Origin of the sequence: Sphingomonas kaistensis (genome assembly GCF_011927725.1) — a bacterium.
Taxonomy (GTDB): Bacteria; Pseudomonadota; Alphaproteobacteria; order Sphingomonadales; family Sphingomonadaceae; genus Sphingomicrobium; species Sphingomicrobium kaistense.
Window position 1 is genome coordinate 1,744,277 of sequence record NZ_JAATJC010000001.1, and the last position, 17,174, is coordinate 1,761,450.

A 17,174-nucleotide genomic window follows, 5' to 3' on the forward strand; every position below is an offset into this window, starting at 1 on the left:
CTTGGAACGGCCAAGCGGTGCCGTATAGAGTGATCATGACTGCTGCTTTTCCTGCGCTTCGTCTTCGCCGCGGCCGCTCCGCACCGTGGATCCGCTCCATGCTCGCCGAGCATCGGCTGCACCCGAGCGACTTCATCCTGCCGCTGTTCATCTGCGATGGCCAGGGCTGCGAGGAGCCGATTGCCGCGCTTCCGGGGGTCAGTCGCTGGACCGTCGACCGTATCGGCGCCCGGGCGAAACAGGCCTGGGAAGCCGGTATCCCCTGCGTCGCGCTGTTCCCCAACACTCCCGGCACCCTGCGCACCGCCAACGCCGAGGAAGCGCTCAATCCCGACAATCTCATCTGCCGCGCGGTCAAGGCTGTGAAGGATGCCTGCCCCGACATCGGCGTGCTGACCGACGTTGCGCTCGACCCGTACACTGCGCACGGCCACGACGGCCTGATCGACGAGCGAGGCTGCGTCCTCAACGACGAGACCACCGCAATCCTCGTCCAGCAGGCCCTGGTCCAGGCTAAGGCAGGGGCAGACATCGTCGCGCCGTCCGACATGATGGACGGACGGGTCGGTGCGATCCGCACCGGGCTCGAGGCGGCGGGCCGGTGCGATACCGCGATCATGGCCTATGCCGCCAAATATGCCTCGGCCTTTTATGGGCCGTTCCGCGACGCGGTCGGCTCGGGCGGCCGAATGAAGGGCGACAAGCGCGGCTACCAGATGGATCCGGCCAATGCCGCCGAGGCGTTGCGCGAAGTGGCGCTGGACATCGCCGAGGGCGCCGACATGGTGATGGTGAAACCCGGCATGCCCTACCTCGACATCGTCGCCGCAGTCCGCAAGCGCTTCGAGGTGCCGACCTTCGCTTACCAGGTGAGCGGCGAATATGCGATGATCGAGCATGCCGCGGCGGCCGGGGCGGGGGACCGCGACGCGCTGATCCTGGAAAGCCTCCTGGCCTTCAAGCGGGCTGGTGCGACCGGCATCCTCACCTACCATGCGCTCGACGCGGCTCGGCTGATTTCCGGCTAAGCGGCTGGTAATCACGCAGCGATCAGGGCTCGGCCCGGCTGATACGGAGAACTCATGGCCAGTCTTGCCCCGCCCGCGCCGATGACGGCCCTTGCGCCGCGCTGGCTGTTCACCATCGCCATCTTCACCGGCTCGTTCCTGCTGTTCCTGGTCCAGCCGATGCTGGCACGGATGGCGTTGCCGCGGCTGGGCGGAGCGCCCGCGGTGTGGAATTCGGCGATGCTGGTCTACCAGGGACTGCTGCTGGGCGGATATGCCTATGCCCACTTCCTCGGCCGGTTCGGGTCGCGGACGCAGGTCGCCATCCACCTCGGCATCCTGTTCGTGGCCGGGCTGACCTTGCCCCTGTCGCTTGCGGCCGGAAGTCCGCCATCCACTTCCGAGCCGTTCCTGTGGGTGCCGTGGCTGCTGCTGATTTCGGTCGGGCCCTTGTTCTTCGCCATTTCGGCCCAGGCGCCGCTGCTGCAGCGCTGGCTGGCGATGGGGGGCGCCAATCCCTACCCGCTCTACGTCGCGTCCAACCTTGGCAGCTTCTGCGGCCTGATCGCCTATCCGTTGCTGCTCGAGCCGCTGGTCGGGGTCGCCGAAAACAGCCTGTGGTGGTCGTGGGGCTATGGCGTGATGATGGTGCTGGTGGCGGCCTGCGGGCTGCCGCTGCTGCGCCAGGACCAGGCCCCGCCGGCGCGCGAAGCCGCACCGTCGATTCCGCTACGCACCTTTGTCCGCTGGGCCCTGATCGCTGCCGTGCCGTCGGGCCTGATGCTCTCGACGACCCTTCACCTCACCACTGACGTCGCTCCCATGCCCTTGCTGTGGGTTGTGCCGCTGGGCCTCTATCTGCTGAGCTTCAGCATCGCCTTCGCCGAACGGCGCGGAGTCGCCAATTTCTGCACCGCCGCCGCGCCCTTTGCGCTGATGCTCGCCGCCAGCATGCTGTTCGTGCTGAAGGGCGACCTGCTGCCGCTGGTCGTCCTGACCGCCATTGTCGCCATGTTCCTGACGGCCTGTGCGCTCCACGCCCGGCTCTACGACCAGCGGCCCGAACCCGCCGGCCTGACGCTCTTCTATCTCGCCATGTCGGTCGGCGGGGTGCTTGGCGGATTGTTCTGCGCGCTGATCGCACCGTTGCTGTTCGACTGGACCTACGAGCATCCCTTGCTGATCCTTGCCGCCGCCTATCTGCTTGGCGGACGCCAACCCTTGCCCGCGATCGCCGAGACGACCAGCAAGCCGCTGGCAGGGCGCATTCTGCTCATATTGGTCCTGCTCCTGCTCGCTGCGTCCTTCTTGGCCTCGAAGACCGACAATCTTACCGTCGTTGCGCTGCTTGCCTCGGCCGGAGCGGGACTGGCGACCTTTGCGATGGGCCGCGCCTGGCTATTCGCACTCGCCATCGCCGCGGTGATCCTGGCCGGCGGCGGGTTCAGGCAGATCCACGACAGCCTGACCGGCGAGATGACCCGCAGCTATTTCGGCGTGTACCGGATCAGCGAGGAGTTCGGGCAGCGCGTGCTGATCCACGGGACCACCACCCACGGCGTCCAGCTGGTCGGCCCCCCCGAACGCCGCAAGACGCCGACCAGCTACTATTGGACCGGCTCGGGGGTGGGGCGGGTGATGTCCGACCTGCCCGCGCTGGTGGGCCCGACGGCCCGGGTCGGCGTGGTCGGGGTCGGCCTCGGCACGCTCGGCTGCTATTCGCGACCCGGGCAGCGCTGGACCCTGTTCGAGATCGACCCGACCGTCGTGGCGCTCGCACGCGGACCGCGGTTCCATTTCCTGCGCGAATGCGTGCCCGATGCGCAGGTAGTGATCGGCGATGCCCGGCTGAAGCTGGACGAAGCGGCGCCGGCAAGTTTCGACATCCTCGTCATCGACGCCTTTTCGTCCGACGCGATCCCGATGCACCTGCTGACCAAGGAAGCGTTCGCCATCTACAAGCGCGCGCTGCGTCCGGGCGGGCTGTTGATGATCCACATCTCCAACCGCCATCTCGACCTGCGGCCGGTGGTGCGGACCGGCGGTGAAAGCGTCGGCATGTCCGGTGTTCTAGCGGCTGCGGCGGGGGATCCGCTGGTGCGCGGGTTCGAATCCACCTGGACGGCGCTGTCGACGAACCCGGCGCTGGTCGAGCGGGTCAAGGCGACCGAGCCGGACCTGTGGGTCGGCCTGCCGTTCGGCGCGCGCGTCCACTGGACCGACGACCATGCCTCGATCCTGCCGGTACTGGAGGCGCCGTGACCGGCGAGATCATCGCGCAGACCGAGCGATTGAACCTGTGCACATGGGACGATGCGCGCTGGGCGGAGTTCGTGCGCGTGACCAACGTGCCTGCCGTCATGCACTGGCTTGGCGGCGTCTTTTCAGGCGAGCAGATGATGGCCGCGCGTGCCCGCCTCGACGGCTATAAGGCCGATCACGGATTCACCTTCTGGGCGCTGGAACGGCGCAGCGACCATGCTCTCCTCGGCTTCTGCGGGCTCAAGCAGGCCAATGCGCCCGGGGCCGAGCCGCTTCACGGCGAAGTGGAGATCGGATGGCGGCTGCGGGAAGATGCGTGGGGCCAGGGCTATGCCAGGGAGGCTGCCGCCCGATCGCTCGACCTGGCGTTCGACCTTTTCGCCGCACCGCGGGTGATCGCCTTCACCGCGCGTGGCAACCTGCCCAGCCAGGGCCTGATGGCGAGGCTCGGGATGCGACATTTGCCCGGGCATGATTATGTCGACCGGCGCTTTCCCGCCGATGCTCCGCCCAATCCGCAGCTGACGTTCGCCATCAGCGCCGGGGACTGGCGGGTTCAGCGCGACAGGCGGCGCTGAACCGAGGCGAGGGCGGCGCGGTGACGGCGGTCGACCGCCGCCAGGTCGCCGGAAATTGCGCGTACGGCGGCAAGGTCCTGCGGCACCAGCCGCGCGCCCGAGGCGATGCGGTCGGCCACTGCGGCGTCGAATTCACCGATCGCGCGGGTCACCGGCTCCTGCGCGGCGACGGCGGCCGAGAGCGACTGTTGCGCCGAAATCCAGCTTTCGCTTCCGGGAGGGCCGGCCGTGGCGGCAAGCCCTTCGGCCCGGGCAATAGCGGCGTCCACCGTCCGTGCCTGCGCAAAGGCCGGATCGGCGATCCGCCGCAGCGCCGCCGCCAGCGCTGGGTCGGCCGGTAGCGCGGCGGAGCGATCCGCGATCGGGAGGCGCGGATCGATCGCCTCGGCCGGGCGCCTCGCCAGCGATGGCGCATCGGTCACCGGCGCGCACCCCGCAAGTCCAACGGCTGCGTAGGCGAGCATCAGAAGGGCAGGCGAAAGGGGCAATCGGCGCATTGCTTTCCTCTAACAGCGCGAACCACCGCAACAAGGGGTTGCGCACTGCGCCACCTGTCTCTAGACGCCGCCCTCGGCAAGCGCCCGTAGCTCAGCTGGATAGAGCATCAGACTACGAATCTGAGGGTCGGACGTTCGAATCGTTCCGGGCGCGCCATTTCCCCATATCGCGAACAAGCACCGCCTCTGGCGGGCATCGGCTGCGCCCTTGATCTGCGCTGGCGAAGTGCGGATGCGGAGCGCCTCGACTCACGCACAATGGCTTTGTTCCGAAGCGACATGTAAAACCTCTTAAAATTTGGTATACGCTTGTTAAGTGATTCGGTTAACCGAGTCGTTTTTGCCTTCAGGAGGGCAGGCGATCGTCGCTCGTGAGCGGTCGTCGGCAATTTGCATGTCACGAGAACGCGCAAAGTCGCTGTGGGGCGGCTCCGCCAAGGGGAACATGGTTATGCCTATCTCGAAGCAAGCAATGCTGGCCGGCGCGGCTACCGTCGCTGGCATCTTCTCGTTCGCGGCACCTGCCGAGGCAGCGGTTATCCTCTGCTACGTTGGGGGTAACGCCCAGCCGCAGTGCGCCAACACCAACGTCAACGTGCTGGTCGACCAGCAGACGGGCGACCCGGTGACCGCTGGCGACAATGACGCCACCACCAACGTCAACTACACCTTCACCAGCACCACCGAGGCACTCCTTAAGCAGGTCGCCAGCGGTCAGGCCGACGTGGCCAGCGGCGACGCAGACGGGGCGCTTCAGCAGATCAGCTTCAACATCCTCAATGGTGCGGCGAGCCTGATTACCTTTAACCTGATTCCGCTTGGACCTCAGGCAACCATCGACGACGCAACGTCGGTCACCGTGTCCATCGCTGGCCAGGACCCGGTGGTCATCTCCGGCCTGGCCCCCAATGGTCAGAACTTCTACGGGATCGTCGCCACGGCCGGCGAGCAGCTGACCGGCCTGTCGTTCGGCAACTTCTCGCCTGCCGGCAGCGGCATCCAGGCGCTCAATCAGGTTCGTCTGAATCTCGTTCCGGCGCCCGCGGTTCCGGAACCCGGCACCTGGGCGCTGATGCTGCTGGGCTTCGGCGCGGTGGGCACGGCGATCCGCCGCAGCCGTCGGCGCAATGCCAATACCCTGCTGCAGATGGCCTGACGCCATCACAAGGCACTGATCGGAAGGGCTCGGCTTCGGGCGGGCCCTTTCTTTTTGCCTGTTGTTCTCAGGCTGGACGGCTCGCCGCTGTAGGCCGGCCGAGCAGCGTCAGCAGGCTCGCCACCGCCCGCTCCAGGTCCACCTGCGCACTCGGCAAGGCCTTGCGGAGGTTGAGGAAGCCGTGGATCGTCCCGGCGCACTCCTGGAAGATCGTCTCCACCCCCGCCGCCACGCAGGCCGCGGCGAAGGCCCGGCCCTGGTCGCGGATGGGGTCTAGGGAGGCGGTCACGACGAGAGTCGGCGGCAAGCCCGCCATTGGTCTTGCAAGCGGATCGTAGCGCCAGTCCTTGCGGTCGGGCGCGTAGCAGGTGTCGAACCAGCCCATCGAAGCCCGGCTCAGCAAATAGCCTTCGCCATATGCATCTAGGCTCGGATAGTGCCGGACCGGATGCGCTGCCGGATAGAAAGGCATCTGCGCGAGCACCGGAACCGCCGCCGGCTCGTCGCGCAGCGCCAGCGCGGCGACGATCGCCAGGTTGCCGCCCGCGCTGTCGCCGCTCGGCACCAGGCCGCTCACCGCCAAGCCCAGCGCGTCCGGACTTCCCGCAATCCACCGCGCCGCGGCAATCGCGTCGTCGGGGGCGGCGGGGAAGGGGTGTTCGGGCGCCAGCCGATAATCGACGCTGACGACCGGAAGGCCGCTCAGGCGCGCCAGTTCCGCGCACAGCGGGTCGTGGGTGTCGAGGTCGCCCAGCACGAACCCGCCGCCGTGATAAAAGACCAGCACCGGTCCGCTCGTCCGCGAGCCCAGCGCATCGTACAGCCGCATCGGGCAGGGGCCGCCAACCACGTCGCGCAGCACCGCCAGTTCGCCGACCGGCGCGTCGAACAGCGACCGGCTGGCGTGCATCATGCGCCGCGCCTCGGCCAGGCCGACATCGACCGCGCGCTTCGACCCGGGCCGGTTCGCGATCTCCAGCAGGGCGGCGACATCGGGACGGACATAAGGCTTGGTCATCGACCCGCCCTAACGTGGTGACGCCGCGACTTCCACGCGCTAGAAGCGGGCCCAACCCCTTTCACTCGCAGGACGCTTCATGGCCACGGCCACCCATCTGCTTACCCCCGAGGAGGCAAACGCCGACCTCGTTCCCGAGAATGTCGTGGTCCGTTTCGCTGGTGACAGCGGCGACGGCATGCAGCTGACCGGCGGTCAGTTCACCCTGTCGACCGCGCTCGCCGGCAACGACCTTGCGACCTTCCCCGACTTCCCGGCCGAAATCCGCGCCCCGCAGGGGACGACCTTCGGCGTCTCGGCCTTCCAGATCAATTTCGGCTCGGCCAGCATCGAAACCGCCGGCGACCAGCCCGACGTCCTCGTCGCGATGAACCCGGCGGCGCTGAAGGTGAACGTCGCCGCCTTGCGCGATGGCGGAATGATCATCGCCGACGAGGGCGAATTCTCGGCCCGCAACCTCGCCAAGGCCGGCTATGATGCCAACCCGCTCGAGGACGGCAGCCTTGCCCGCTGGCAGCTGGTCAAGTTCAACATCTCGCAGCTGACCCTCGACGCGGTGAAGCCGTTCGGCCTCGGCAACAAGGAGGCGCTGCGCTGCAAGAACATGTGGACGCTCGGCCTCGCGCTGTGGATGTTCGACCGTGACCGTGGCCCGATCGTCGACTGGCTCAAGACAAAGTTCGCCAAGGCCCCGACGCTGGCCGAAGCCAATATCGCCGCGCTGAACGCCGGCCACGCCTATGGCGACACGATCGAGATGGGCGCCGCCTTCCGGCCCCACCACATCGAGGCCGCCCCGGCCGAACCCGGCCTGTATCGCACCGTCACCGGGGCCGAAGCGCTTGGCCTCGGCCTCGTCGCGGGCGCGCAGCTCGCCGACCTGCCGATGTTCTTCGGTGGCTATCCGATCACCCCGGCCTCGGCGCTGCTGCACCACCTCAGCCGCCTCAAGGAATATGGGATCACCACCTTCCAGGCCGAGGACGAGATCGCCGCCATCTGCGCCGCGATCGGCGCGTCCTATGCCGGAAGCCTCGGCGTCACCTCGTCGAGCGGCCCGGGCATCGCGCTCAAGACCGAAGCGATGGGCCTTGCGATCATGACCGAGCTGCCGCTGGTGATCGTCAATTCGCAGCGCGGCGGGCCATCGACCGGCCTTCCGACCAAGACCGAGCAAAGCGACCTCTACCAAGCGGTCTATGGCCGCAACGGCGACGCGCCGCTGCCGGTCATCGCCGCCCGCTCGCCCGCCGATGCCTTCGACTGCGCGATCGAGGCGGTGCGCCTTGCCGTCCGCTACATGACGCCCGTCATGCTGCTGACGGACGGCTACATCGCCAATGCCGCGGAGCCGTGGAAGGTGCCTGACATGAGCGGCTACGCGCCGTTCCCGGTCACGCACGCGACCGAGGCCAGCGTGCCGCGCAACGAGACCGGCAAGCTCGAACCCTTCAGCCGCGACGACAAGCTCGCCCGGCCGTGGATCAAGCCCGGCACCCCCGGCCTCCTCCACCGCATCGGCGGGATCGAGAAGCGCCCCGGGACCGGCGACATCGATTATTCGCCGGGTGCCCATGCCGAGATGACCAAGACCCGTCAGGACAAGGTGCTCGGCATCGCCCGCGACATTCCGGAGCAGGAGGTCTGCCTCGGCCGCGCCGGTGCGAAGGTGGCGATCGTCGGCTGGGGCTCGACCTTCGGGCCGATCCACCAGGCGGTGAAGCGCCTCCTCGCGCAGGGCCATGACGTCGCCCACGTCCACGTCCGCCACATCTGGCCGCTCCCAGCCAACCTCGGTGAGCTGCTGCGCTCCTTCGGCACCGTGATCTGCCCGGAAATGAACACCGGCCAGTTCAAGACCCTGCTCCGCGACCAGTATCTGGTCGACGTGCAGAGCCTGACCAAGACCAGCGGCCAGCCGTTCAAGATCGCCGAGATCGAGGCCGCCGCCCGCACTGCCCATGGCGGCACGCTCGCCCCCGATGCGACCCAGCTTCCCGAGCCCGAAAGCGGCCGCGACGAGGGCCATCCGAGCGCGGCCGAAGTACGCTGATGAAGCCCATTAATCCCTTTCCCTACATCGCCATGCTGATCCTGGTGCTGGGAATGATCTACCTATTCTACGGACGCTGACGATGGCACGAGCAATCGGGAATCAAGGTAATTGGTTTGCGAGAATTGAAGCTCCTGAGTTTCCGGAGCTCGATGGCAGAAGTTTGCCGTGCGTGTGGGATTTCTGGTGGACTGGAAAAGATCGTTTCAGCGATCGAGGTTTCAATGCCGACCGAGTTGCTTTTCAGGCGCTTGTCGACGGTTTGGAAAGAGAGCGCTTAGCCATTCTCCGCAAGAGGAAGAAGGGGACGCCGGGAGATGTATGGCAAGCTGACGGGTATGTGGCAGTGTACGAAATCGCGGACATCGAGGCAGGCGAGAACCTTAATTTTCGCTTTGTGAAACGAATTTGCAATCTGGAAAATAAATGAACGCTCCCCTCCCCATCGAAAAGACCACTGCTAAGGATTGGGCGTCCGACCAGGAAGTGCGCTGGTGCCCGGGCTGCGGCGATTATGCAGTGCTGAAGGCCGTCCAGCGGACCATGCCCGACCTTGGCGTCGCGCGCGAAAAGACCGTGTTCGTGAGCGGCATCGGCTGCTCCAGCCGCTTTCCCTATTACATGGAGACCTACGGCTTCCACACCATCCACGGCCGCGCGCCGGCGGTGGCGACGGGGGTCAAGCTCGCCAATCCCGATCTCGACGTGTGGATCATCACCGGCGACGGCGACGCGCTCAGCATCGGCGGCAACCACACGATGCACCTGCTGCGCCGCAATCTCGACTGCCAGGTGCTGCTGTTCAACAACGAGATCTACGGCCTGACCAAGGGCCAATATTCGCCCACCAGCCGGGTCGGCACGCGCAGCCCGTCGACCCCGTTCGGCTCGGTCGACACGCCGGCGCGCCCCTGTGCCTTTGCGCTCGGCGCCGGCGCCCGCTTCGTCGCGCGCGGGATCGACGTCCACAAGTCGCTCCCCGACGTGCTCAAGGCCGCCCACGCCCACAAGGGCACCGCCTTTATCGAGATCTTCCAGAATTGCGTCGTCTACAACGATGACGTCTTCGCGCCCTTCACCGCCCGCGACGTCGCGAGCGAGATGCAATTGTGGCTGAAAGCCGGAGAGCCGATGCTGTTCGCCGGTGGCACCAAGGGCCTCGCTCTCGACCCCGATACCCTGTCGCTCAAGGTCGTCGCCGCCGACGATCCCGGCGTGCTGATCCACGACCCGAAGAACCGCACGCTCGCGCACCTGCTGGTAGAAATGCCGCCGGTCGGCTTCCCGGTCGCGCTCGGCGTCGTCTACGACGATCCGGCGCCGACCTTCGAGGCCGCCGTCATCCAGCAGAATGACGCAATGGCAGCGGGCAAGAAGCCCGACCTTCAGGCCCTGGTCGCCAAGGGCCAGAGCTGGATGGTCGAAAAGGAACCGCGGGCCGAATAGCCCTTGTTCTCCAGCTTCGGCTGGAGCCCACTTCATTTCCATGAGGCTTTGGGCTGCGGCCTTCGCCGGAGCACCTGTCTGATGAACCCCCGTGAACTCCTCGCCACTGCCCAGATTCCCGGCGGTGACGAAATGCGCCTTTATCGCCGTGGTGACGATCACATGATCCTGCTCGAGCGGACCGAACTCATGTCGACCCGCATGAGCGGATCGGAAGAAGCGCTTGCGACCCTGACCGCACAACGGCTCGGCTCCAAGCCGAAGCAGCGCTGGCTGATCGGCGGTTACGGGATGGGCTTTACCCTCCGCGCGGCCCTGAAGGATTTGCCCGCCGATGCCGAAGTCACGGTCGCCGAACTGGTGCCCGAGATCATGGACTGGGCCAGGGGCCCGATGGAACAGCTCAACGCCGCCGGGCTCGCCGACAAGCGGACCCGGATCCACATGGGCGACGTGGCCGAGCCGATCCGCGAGGGCGGGTGGGACGCCATCCTGCTCGATGTCGACAATGGCCCGGACGCCTTGGTCCGCGCCGCCAACCAGTGGCTGTACGAGCCCGGCGGCCTCGCCATCACCAAGAAGGCGCTGCGGCCCGGCGGGCTGCTCGCCATCTGGTCGGCAGGGTCGGACGCCCGCTTCAGCAAGACCCTGCTACAGGCCGGCTTCCGGGTCGAGGAGCAGGAGGTGCGCGGCCGCTCCAACGGCAAGGGGCCGCACCACTTCATCTGGTTCGCCTCGCTCCGCTAGATGGACAATCTTACCCACAGCCTCGCCGGCGCCCTGATCGGGCAGATGGGATTGAAGCGCGCCAGCCGCTTCGCCCTGGCGGGCTGCATCCTCGGCGCCAATGCGCCCGACATCGACGTCATCGCCCCGCTGTTCCTGCCGGTCGACAACATCGCCTTCCACCGCGGTCCGACCCATGCGCTGTTCGGGCTGCCGGTAATGGCCGCCTGCACCGTCGCCCTGCTGTGGCTGATCGACCGGATCCGCCCGGGCAAGGCGGGCGACCTGCCGTTCCGCGCCGGGCCGCTGTTCCTGGTCACCCTGCTTGCGGTCGCCACCCATCCTTTCCTCGACTGGCTAACCACCTATGCGGTGGCCTTCTTCGCGCCGGCGGGCGAGCGCTGGTATTCGGCCAATGCCATCTTCATCATCGACTGGGTCTACTGGATCGTCCTTGGGCTCGGCATCTGGCTGTCGGTGCGGCGCTGGCGGGGAGGGGCCGGCAACCCTGGCCGCCCGGCACAGGTCGCTGGAGTCATACTCCTCCTCTACATCGCCGCCAACGTCGCCTGGAGCGCGCATGCCGAGCGGACCCTTGCGGCAGCGCTGCGCCAGCGCGGAATCCAGCCTCGGCTGATCGTCGCCAGCCCGCCGCCCTTCGCCTTCTGGGAACGCAGCATGGCGTGGCGCAGCGACCGCGAGTGGGGCGCCGGCAGCTTCTCGCCCGGCACCGGGCTTTTGCTCGAGCCTGCCGTCTATCCCCTCGGCCTCGACGACCCGCGCTTCCTTCGCGCCCGGGCAGAGCGCCGCATCGTGCGCTCCTTCCTCTACTGGTCGCGGATGCCGATCGTGGTCGAGGTCGGCGGCCGCCCGGTCCTCACCGACCAGCGCTATCATCGCAACCTCGACGATCCGCGCGTGCCCGCCGCGATCCGCCGCCGTGCCCCGCGCGGGCAATTCCAGATTCCGCTCGACCTGCCCTCACGGCCATAGTGCGCCGGGCGCCAGACAGGCCTTGAAGCCGAGGATGGATTCACCGCAACTCGTCTGGTTCCGCCAGGACCTCCGCACCGCCGACCACCCCGCGCTGATCGCCGCGGCCGAGAAGGGACCGACGGTCGGCCTTTACGTCCTCGACGACGAGACGCCCGGCAAATGGAAGCTCGGCGGCGCCTCGCGCTGGTGGCTCCACCACAGCCTCGCCGCGCTGTCGGAGGAGCTGGAGAAGCTCGGCTCGACCCTGATCCTGCGCCGCGGACGCTCCTCGCGGGTGGTGCCGGCGGTGGCCAAGGAACTCGGCGCGAGCGGCATCCACGCCACGCGCCACTACGAACCCTGGTGGCGCGAGGCGGAGTGCGAGCATGGCGACTTCGCCATCCTCCACCACGGCGACGTCCTCCACGAACCCGGCGCCATCCGCTCGGGCGCAGGGCATCCGTTCAAGATCTACGGGCCCTATTACCGCGCGCTCGAAAGCCACATGCCCCCGCCCGAGCCGGTCCCGGCGCCGAAGCTGACGAGGCCGTCGAAGCTTCCCAACAGCGACAAGCTCGAGGAGTTCGATCTCCTGCCGACGAAACCAGACTGGGCGCAGGGCTTCGCCGACTGGACCCCGGGGTCAAAGGGCGCCGCCCGCCAGCTCCGCCGCTTCGTCGATCATGCCTCCGACTATGGCGCCCACCGCGACCATCCTGCCGAGGACGCCACCAGCCGCCTGTCGCCCCATCTCCACCACGGGGAACTGAGCCCGCGCCAGCTGTGGCACGCGCTTGGCCGAAAGGGCGGGGAGAAATTCCGCCGCGAGCTCGCCTGGCGCGATTTCAGCCGCAATGTCGCGCTTGCCGACCGGCAAGTCGGGGACACCGCCCAGCGCCCGCTCGGCCTCCGCACCCGCCACGGCAAGGCCGCCGATGCCGATTTCAAGGCCTGGACGCGAGGCCGCACCGGCTATCCCCTGGTCGACGCCGGGATGCGCCAATTGTGGTTCGAGGGCTGGATGCACAATCGCGCCCGGCTCGTCACCGCAAGCTTCCTCGTCAAGCACCTGCTGATCGACTGGTGGCGCGGCGCCGAGTGGTTCTGGGATACTTTGGTCGACGCCGACTATGCCAACAACAGCCAGAACTGGCAGTGGATCGCCGGCACCGGTTTCGACAGCCAGCCCTTCTACCGGATCATAGCGCCGCTCACGCAGAGCGAGAAGTTCGACGCCGCCGACTATATCCGCCGTTGGGTTCCCGAACTCGCCCGCCTGTCCGACGCCGACATCCACGACCCGTGGGGGAGGGGCGTCGCGCCGGCCGATTATCCCGAGCCGCTGATCGACCACCGCGAAGCGCGCGAACGGGCGCTCGAGGCCTTCCGCAAACGGACATCCTGACGCTAAGAGGCAAGAATGGCCTCACGCGGTTCGCACCTTCTCACCGCCGACCGCAGCTTCGTCACCGGCGCCGGCCTGCTTGGCCGCCTCGCCGCACCGGCCTTCGCCCGGATCCTCGACCAGCTTCACCAGCGGCTGCGCGAGGGCGGCATCCACGGCACGCTTCCCGATGGCAGCACCCGCCGCATCGGCTTCCACGCCCCGGGACCCGAGCCGGTGGTCACGCTCCACAGCTGGCTTGCCCTGGTCCGCCTCGCCACCAGCGGCAGCGTCGGCTGGTACAAGGCATGGGCGCGCGGCGAATGGTCCGCGGCCGATCCGGTCCCTCTGTTCGACCTGTTCATGCGCAACGCTGCAAGCCTGCGCGGCACCGCCCGCGCCAAGGGCCCGTTTCGCCTCGTCAACTGGCTCGCCCACCAGTGGCGCGACAACGGCCCCGGCCAGGCCCGCCGCAACATCGCTGCTCATTACGATCTCGGCAACGACTTCTACGCCGCCTGGCTCGATCCCGGCATGAGCTATTCGAGCGCCCTGTTCCGCTCGCCCGCCGACAGCCTCGAGCAGGCCCAGGACGCCAAGATCGATGCCATCCTCGACCGTCTCGCCATCACCAGGGAGACCAGTCTGCTGGAGATCGGCTGCGGCTGGGGAAGCCTCGCCATCCGGGCCGCGCGCCGGGGCGCCCAGGTCACCGGCCTCACCCTGTCGACCGAGCAAAAGTCATGGGCCGAAGCCCGCATCCGCACCGAGGGGCTGCAGGACCGCATCACCATCCTGCTCGAGGATTATCGCGATCACCACGGCACCTATGACGCGCTCGCTTCGGTCGAGATGGTCGAAGCGGTCGGCCAGCGCTGGTGGCCCGCCTATCTCGACACCATCGCTCGCACCCTGCGCCCCGGCGGCCGCGCCGCGCTGCAATATATCTCGATTCGGCCCGAACTGTTCGACGCCTATGCCGCCAGCGCCGACTTCATCCAGACCTACATCTTCCCCGGCGGAATGCTGCTGAACGAACCGCGCTTCCGCGCGCTCGCCGAACAGCGCAGCCTCGGCTGGCACGAACCCCATGCCTTCGGCCTCGACTATGCCGAAACGCTGCGCCTCTGGCGGGAACGCTACGACGCCAGCGTGAAGGCTGGCCGTCTCGACGACTTCAGCCCCGAATTCCACGACTTGTGGCGCTATTATCTGATGTATTGCGAAGGCGGGTTCCGGGGCGGCGGTATCGACGTCACCCAGGTCACGCTGACGAAAGCCTAGGCTTCGACCCGGACCTTTTCGCCGCTGGCCCGGTCCTCGCCCAGCAGCTGCAGCAACCGTTCGGCGACCACCTCGGGCGCCTTCACTTCGGCCGGATCCTCACCCGGAAACGCCTTGGCCCGCATCTGCGTGCGCGTCGCGCCGGGGTCGAGCACCGTGACCCGAAGCTTGCCCGAATGCGCCGTCTCGTCGGCATAAGCGCCAAGCAGGGTTTCCAGCGCCGCCTTGGACGAGCCATAGGCCCCCCAGAAGGCCCGCGGGGTGGCACCCACGCTGCTGGTCACCGCTACCACCTCGGCCCGGTCCGACCCCTTCAGCATCGGGTCGAATGCCGCCAGCAGCGCCTGGGGCGCCAGCAGGTTGAGGTTGATCAGCCGTGTATATTCCTTGACGTCGATATGCTCGACCGGAGTCAGCGAGCCGAGCGTGGCCGCGTTCAGTACCAGCAGGTCGAGCTTCTCCCACCGCCCCGAGATCGCCTGTGCCAGCTTGCCGATGTCCTCGGCCTTGGTGAGGTCGAGCGGCGCGATGGTCGCGGTCCCGCCGGCGGCATGGATGCGCTCCTCGACCTGCTCGAGGCCAGCGGTCGTCCGTGCGGTCAGGATGACGTGCGCTCCCTCGCGCGCCAGGGCTTCGGCGATCGCCGCGCCGATCCCGCGGCTGGCTCCGGTGACGAGGGCGAGGCGGCCTTGCAATGTGCTCATGGGCCGCGCCCTAGCCGAGCCGCCGCCCACGGCCAAGCACCGCCCGTCGCGGCGGTCGCCGACCCTGGCCTGCAAATGATTGTGCGGCGGGACAGGGCAGGTTAGTTCTACCTCTGTTCTCGTCACTGTGGGTGGGCCGAATCGTGGATGCGTTGATGGTTGCAGTGCTGATCGGGGTGGTCGCGGTCGCCGCCGTCCTGATTGGCTGGTTCCTCGGGTCGCGCCCCGCCGCCGCCGCGCGCTCCGACGCCGATGCCGCCCGCGAGCGGCTGACGGCACTGGAACGCGACCATGCCGTGGCCAGCGAACAGGCCGGCCGCCTCCGCCTGACAGAGGAAAGCCTCAAGGCCGCGACCGACGAGCGCAATCGCGCCCAGCAGGACGTCGCCCGGCTCCAGCCGCTCGCCGAGCGCGCCGCCGCCGCCCAGGCCGAGCTGGAAACCATGCGTCACGAAGTCCGCTCCCTCGCCGAGGCCAAGGCTGCGTTCGAGCAGGGCCAGGCCGAACGCGAGCGCGCCTTCACCCAGCAACTCGCGCAGGTGAAGGAGCTCGAAGCCAAGCTTGAGAACCGCTTCACCGAACTCGCCGGCAAGGCGGTCGAAACCGCCCACGACAGCTTCCTCAAACGCGCAAGTGAGCGGCTAGGGCATGAGAGCAAAGCCCAAGAGGAAAAAATTCAGACACTTCTCCAGCCCGTCTCCGACACCCTCAAGCGCTACGAGGAAGGTCTTCAGCGGGTCGAGGCCGAGCGCAAGGACAGCTATGGCGAACTGCGCGGCGTGCTGGGCGAACTCCGCAAGGACAATGGGCAGGTCCGCGACGAGACCCGCAACCTCGTCAACGCTTTGCGTTCAAGCCCCAAGGCGCGCGGCCGGTGGGGCGAACAGTCGCTGCGCAACGTGCTGGTGCAGGCCGGGCTGACCGAAGGCATCGACTTCGAGATGGAGGTCAGCCTCGAGACCGCCGACGGTCGCCTGCGCCCCGACGTGGTCGTCAACCTGCCCAGCAACCGCAAGCTGGTGATCGACGCCAAATGCTCGCTGAATGCCTTTCTCGACGCCTGCGACGAGGTCGATGACGAGAAGAAGCAGGCCTGCTTCAAGCTTCATGTCGCCTCCATGCGCAACCATGCGCAGGCGCTCGGCTCCAAGGATTATTGGGCGCAGTTTGGCGAGGCGGCCGATTACGTCATCATGTATATTCCGGGTGAGCATTTCCTCACCGCCGCGCTCGAGCAGGACCCGCAATTGTGGGACTGGGCGTTCGAGCGCCGCGTGCTGCTGGCGACCCCGACCAACCTCGTCGCCATCGCCCGCACCGTTGCCAGCGTCTGGCGGCAGGAGAAGATCACCGAGCAGGCCGAGGTGATCGCGGCGCTCGGCAAGGAGCTTCACTCGCGCATCGCGACGATGGCCGAGCATGTGGTCCGCATGGGCCGCAACCTCGCCACCGCCAACGACGCCTACAACAAGATGGTCGGCAGCTTCGAAACCCAGGTGTTTACGCAGGCCAAGCGCTTCGAGGGCCTGGGCTCGGGAAGCAGCAAGGAAATCGCCTCGCCGCCGATGATCGAAGTCGCGCCGCGCCCGCTGACCAAGCTCGCTCCGCCCGCAGCCAACGACGAGGCGACCGCGGCGGAGTAGGGGAGCTAGAGCGGCGTGGAGGACTCGACGGCGTTGCCGCATCCCTCGAACGAGCGGTTGTCGACCCGCACCTGCACCTTGTCGCGATAGACGCGGTCGCTCATCCCGTCGCTGCAGCGCTGGCCGTGGACGATGTTGAGGTTGATCCGCCGTCCCCGGTAGATGTCGCCGGCAAAGCCGTGGATCGGCTGCGGCTGGGCATCGACGATCCGCACGCCGGGCGCGTTGGCCTCGGTGAACACCATCTCCCGCCCGTTCAGTTCCAGCGACCAGAACGGCTCGGTGCCGAGGGCCCTGTACGTGGTGGTTGGCCCGGTCGGGGCCGTCGGAACGGTGGCGCAACCGGCGAGCAGTGCAAAGGCTGCAAGGGCAAGGGCGCGCATCGGGACAACCTTTCGATCATTCATCACGCGAAGGTAACGCTGCCAAGCTGAACGATTT

16 protein-coding genes and 1 tRNA gene are annotated in these 17,174 nt (G+C 67.6%); 13 read left to right on the plus strand and 4 right to left on the minus strand.

From position 1 onward, the window contains the following. Window positions 1-35 precede the first annotated feature (35 nt). The 3 genes from hemB to GGQ97_RS08520 are packed head-to-tail and all read left to right on the plus strand — an operon-like array spanning window position 36 to window position 3,847. A complete protein-coding gene (hemB, locus tag GGQ97_RS08510; protein ID WP_168068740.1) occupies window positions 36-1,028 on the plus strand; it encodes a porphobilinogen synthase in 993 nt (330 codons plus the stop codon). Between the two features lie 54 nt (window positions 1,029-1,082). After that, complete coding sequence (locus GGQ97_RS08515) at window positions 1,083-3,269, plus strand: fused MFS/spermidine synthase (protein WP_245197919.1); 2,187 nt, start codon at window positions 1,083-1,085, stop codon at window positions 3,267-3,269. Beyond that, a complete protein-coding gene (locus GGQ97_RS08520) occupies window positions 3,266-3,847 on the plus strand; it encodes a GNAT family N-acetyltransferase (protein ID WP_342448493.1) in 582 nt (193 codons plus the stop codon). The genes GGQ97_RS08515 and GGQ97_RS08520 overlap by 4 nt, the downstream gene beginning before the upstream one ends. Here the strand turns inward: GGQ97_RS08520 and GGQ97_RS08525 are convergent. Further along, entirely contained in the window at window positions 3,826-4,344 is a 519-nt protein-coding gene (locus GGQ97_RS08525; RefSeq protein WP_168068742.1) for a hypothetical protein, read from the minus strand. The genes GGQ97_RS08520 and GGQ97_RS08525 overlap by 22 nt on opposite strands. An 80-nt stretch (window positions 4,345-4,424) precedes the next feature. Between GGQ97_RS08525 and GGQ97_RS08530 the strand changes: the two genes are divergently transcribed. Continuing rightward, a tRNA-Arg gene (locus GGQ97_RS08530) sits at window positions 4,425-4,501 on the plus strand. Window positions 4,502-4,795: 294 nt separating this feature from the next. Beyond that, on the plus strand, window positions 4,796-5,500 hold the full coding sequence (locus tag GGQ97_RS08535) for a PEPxxWA-CTERM sorting domain-containing protein (RefSeq protein ID WP_245197920.1): 705 nt from the start codon (window positions 4,796-4,798) through the stop codon (window positions 5,498-5,500). Between the two features lie 67 nt (window positions 5,501-5,567). Here the strand turns inward: GGQ97_RS08535 and GGQ97_RS08540 are convergent, their stop codons facing one another. Continuing rightward, a complete protein-coding gene (locus tag GGQ97_RS08540) occupies window positions 5,568-6,518 on the minus strand; it encodes an alpha/beta hydrolase (RefSeq protein ID WP_168068744.1) in 951 nt (316 codons plus the stop codon). A 79-nt stretch (window positions 6,519-6,597) separates the two neighbouring features. Here GGQ97_RS08540 and GGQ97_RS08545 point away from each other — a divergent pair, with 79 nt between their 5' ends. The 7 genes from GGQ97_RS08545 to GGQ97_RS08575 all read left to right on the plus strand — a co-directional run bounded on the left by GGQ97_RS08545 (window position 6,598) and on the right by GGQ97_RS08575 (window position 14,386). Continuing rightward, window positions 6,598-8,571 carry a 2-oxoacid:acceptor oxidoreductase subunit alpha gene (locus GGQ97_RS08545; RefSeq protein WP_168068746.1) on the plus strand — a complete coding sequence of 658 codons (1,974 nt, stop codon included), beginning with the start codon at window positions 6,598-6,600 and terminating at the stop codon, window positions 8,569-8,571. Window positions 8,572-8,653: 82 nt separating this feature from the next. Further along, entirely contained in the window at window positions 8,654-9,001 is a 348-nt protein-coding gene (locus GGQ97_RS08550; RefSeq protein ID WP_168068748.1) for a hypothetical protein, read from the plus strand. Further along, a complete protein-coding gene (locus tag GGQ97_RS08555) occupies window positions 8,998-10,017 on the plus strand; it encodes a 2-oxoacid:ferredoxin oxidoreductase subunit beta (protein WP_168068750.1) in 1,020 nt (339 codons plus the stop codon). The genes GGQ97_RS08550 and GGQ97_RS08555 overlap by 4 nt, the downstream gene beginning before the upstream one ends. A gap of 81 nt (window positions 10,018-10,098) precedes the next feature. Beyond that, window positions 10,099-10,764, plus strand: coding sequence for a spermidine synthase family protein (locus GGQ97_RS08560; RefSeq protein ID WP_168068752.1), 666 nt, complete (start codon window positions 10,099-10,101; stop codon window positions 10,762-10,764). Continuing rightward, the gene (locus GGQ97_RS08565; protein WP_168068754.1) at window positions 10,765-11,736 is read left to right on the plus strand and encodes a metal-dependent hydrolase; all 972 of its coding nucleotides are present in this window, start codon (window positions 10,765-10,767) and stop codon (window positions 11,734-11,736) included. Window positions 11,737-11,770: 34 nt separating this feature from the next. Then, a complete protein-coding gene (locus GGQ97_RS08570; protein ID WP_168068756.1) occupies window positions 11,771-13,123 on the plus strand; it encodes a cryptochrome/photolyase family protein in 1,353 nt (450 codons plus the stop codon). A 15-nt stretch (window positions 13,124-13,138) separates the two neighbouring features. Further along, window positions 13,139-14,386: an SAM-dependent methyltransferase gene (locus tag GGQ97_RS08575; protein WP_168068758.1), complete on the plus strand. Its 1,248-nt coding sequence runs from the start codon at window positions 13,139-13,141 to the stop codon at window positions 14,384-14,386. Here the strand turns inward: GGQ97_RS08575 and GGQ97_RS08580 are convergent. Then, window positions 14,383-15,090, minus strand: a complete 708-nt coding sequence (locus GGQ97_RS08580) for an SDR family NAD(P)-dependent oxidoreductase (RefSeq protein WP_168068760.1) — start codon at window positions 15,088-15,090, stop codon at window positions 14,383-14,385. The two genes, GGQ97_RS08575 and GGQ97_RS08580, sit on opposite strands and share 4 nt — an antisense overlap. 155 nt (window positions 15,091-15,245) lie before the next feature. Here GGQ97_RS08580 and GGQ97_RS08585 point away from each other — a divergent pair, with 155 nt between their 5' ends. Further along, the gene (locus tag GGQ97_RS08585; protein WP_209022819.1) at window positions 15,246-16,733 is read left to right on the plus strand and encodes a DNA recombination protein RmuC; all 1,488 of its coding nucleotides are present in this window, start codon (window positions 15,246-15,248) and stop codon (window positions 16,731-16,733) included. A gap of 5 nt (window positions 16,734-16,738) precedes the next feature. On the opposite strand, the gene GGQ97_RS08590 is transcribed toward GGQ97_RS08585, so the two are convergent. After that, a complete protein-coding gene (locus GGQ97_RS08590; RefSeq protein ID WP_168068762.1) occupies window positions 16,739-17,116 on the minus strand; it encodes a COG3650 family protein in 378 nt (125 codons plus the stop codon). Window positions 17,117-17,174 lie beyond the last annotated feature (58 nt).

Bases quoted from the DNA above. Each gene is read 5' to 3' on its own strand.
- hemB (WP_168068740.1), top strand. From the start codon at position 36: ATGACTGCTGCTTTTCCTGCGCTTCGTCTTCGCCGCGGCCGCTCCGCA.
- GGQ97_RS08545 (WP_168068746.1), top strand. From the start codon at position 6,598: ATGGCCACGGCCACCCATCTGCTTACCCCCGAGGAGGCAAACGCCGAC.
- GGQ97_RS08550 (WP_168068748.1), top strand. From the start codon at position 8,654: ATGGCACGAGCAATCGGGAATCAAGGTAATTGGTTTGCGAGAATTGAA.
- GGQ97_RS08560 (WP_168068752.1), top strand. From the start codon at position 10,099: ATGAACCCCCGTGAACTCCTCGCCACTGCCCAGATTCCCGGCGGTGAC.
- GGQ97_RS08585 (WP_209022819.1), top strand. From the start codon at position 15,246: ATGGTTGCAGTGCTGATCGGGGTGGTCGCGGTCGCCGCCGTCCTGATT.
- GGQ97_RS08575 (WP_168068758.1), top strand. From the start codon at position 13,139: ATGGCCTCACGCGGTTCGCACCTTCTCACCGCCGACCGCAGCTTCGTC.
- GGQ97_RS08590 (WP_168068762.1), bottom strand. From the start codon at position 17,116: ATGCGCGCCCTTGCCCTTGCAGCCTTTGCACTGCTCGCCGGTTGCGCC.
- GGQ97_RS08540 (WP_168068744.1), bottom strand. From the start codon at position 6,518: ATGACCAAGCCTTATGTCCGTCCCGATGTCGCCGCCCTGCTGGAGATC.
- GGQ97_RS08515 (WP_245197919.1), top strand. From the start codon at position 1,083: ATGGCCAGTCTTGCCCCGCCCGCGCCGATGACGGCCCTTGCGCCGCGC.
- GGQ97_RS08525 (WP_168068742.1), bottom strand. From the start codon at position 4,344: ATGCGCCGATTGCCCCTTTCGCCTGCCCTTCTGATGCTCGCCTACGCA.
- GGQ97_RS08565 (WP_168068754.1), top strand. From the start codon at position 10,765: ATGGACAATCTTACCCACAGCCTCGCCGGCGCCCTGATCGGGCAGATG.
- GGQ97_RS08535 (WP_245197920.1), top strand. From the start codon at position 4,796: ATGCCTATCTCGAAGCAAGCAATGCTGGCCGGCGCGGCTACCGTCGCT.
- GGQ97_RS08580 (WP_168068760.1), bottom strand. From the start codon at position 15,090: ATGAGCACATTGCAAGGCCGCCTCGCCCTCGTCACCGGAGCCAGCCGC.
- GGQ97_RS08555 (WP_168068750.1), top strand. From the start codon at position 8,998: ATGAACGCTCCCCTCCCCATCGAAAAGACCACTGCTAAGGATTGGGCG.
- GGQ97_RS08570 (WP_168068756.1), top strand. From the start codon at position 11,771: ATGGATTCACCGCAACTCGTCTGGTTCCGCCAGGACCTCCGCACCGCC.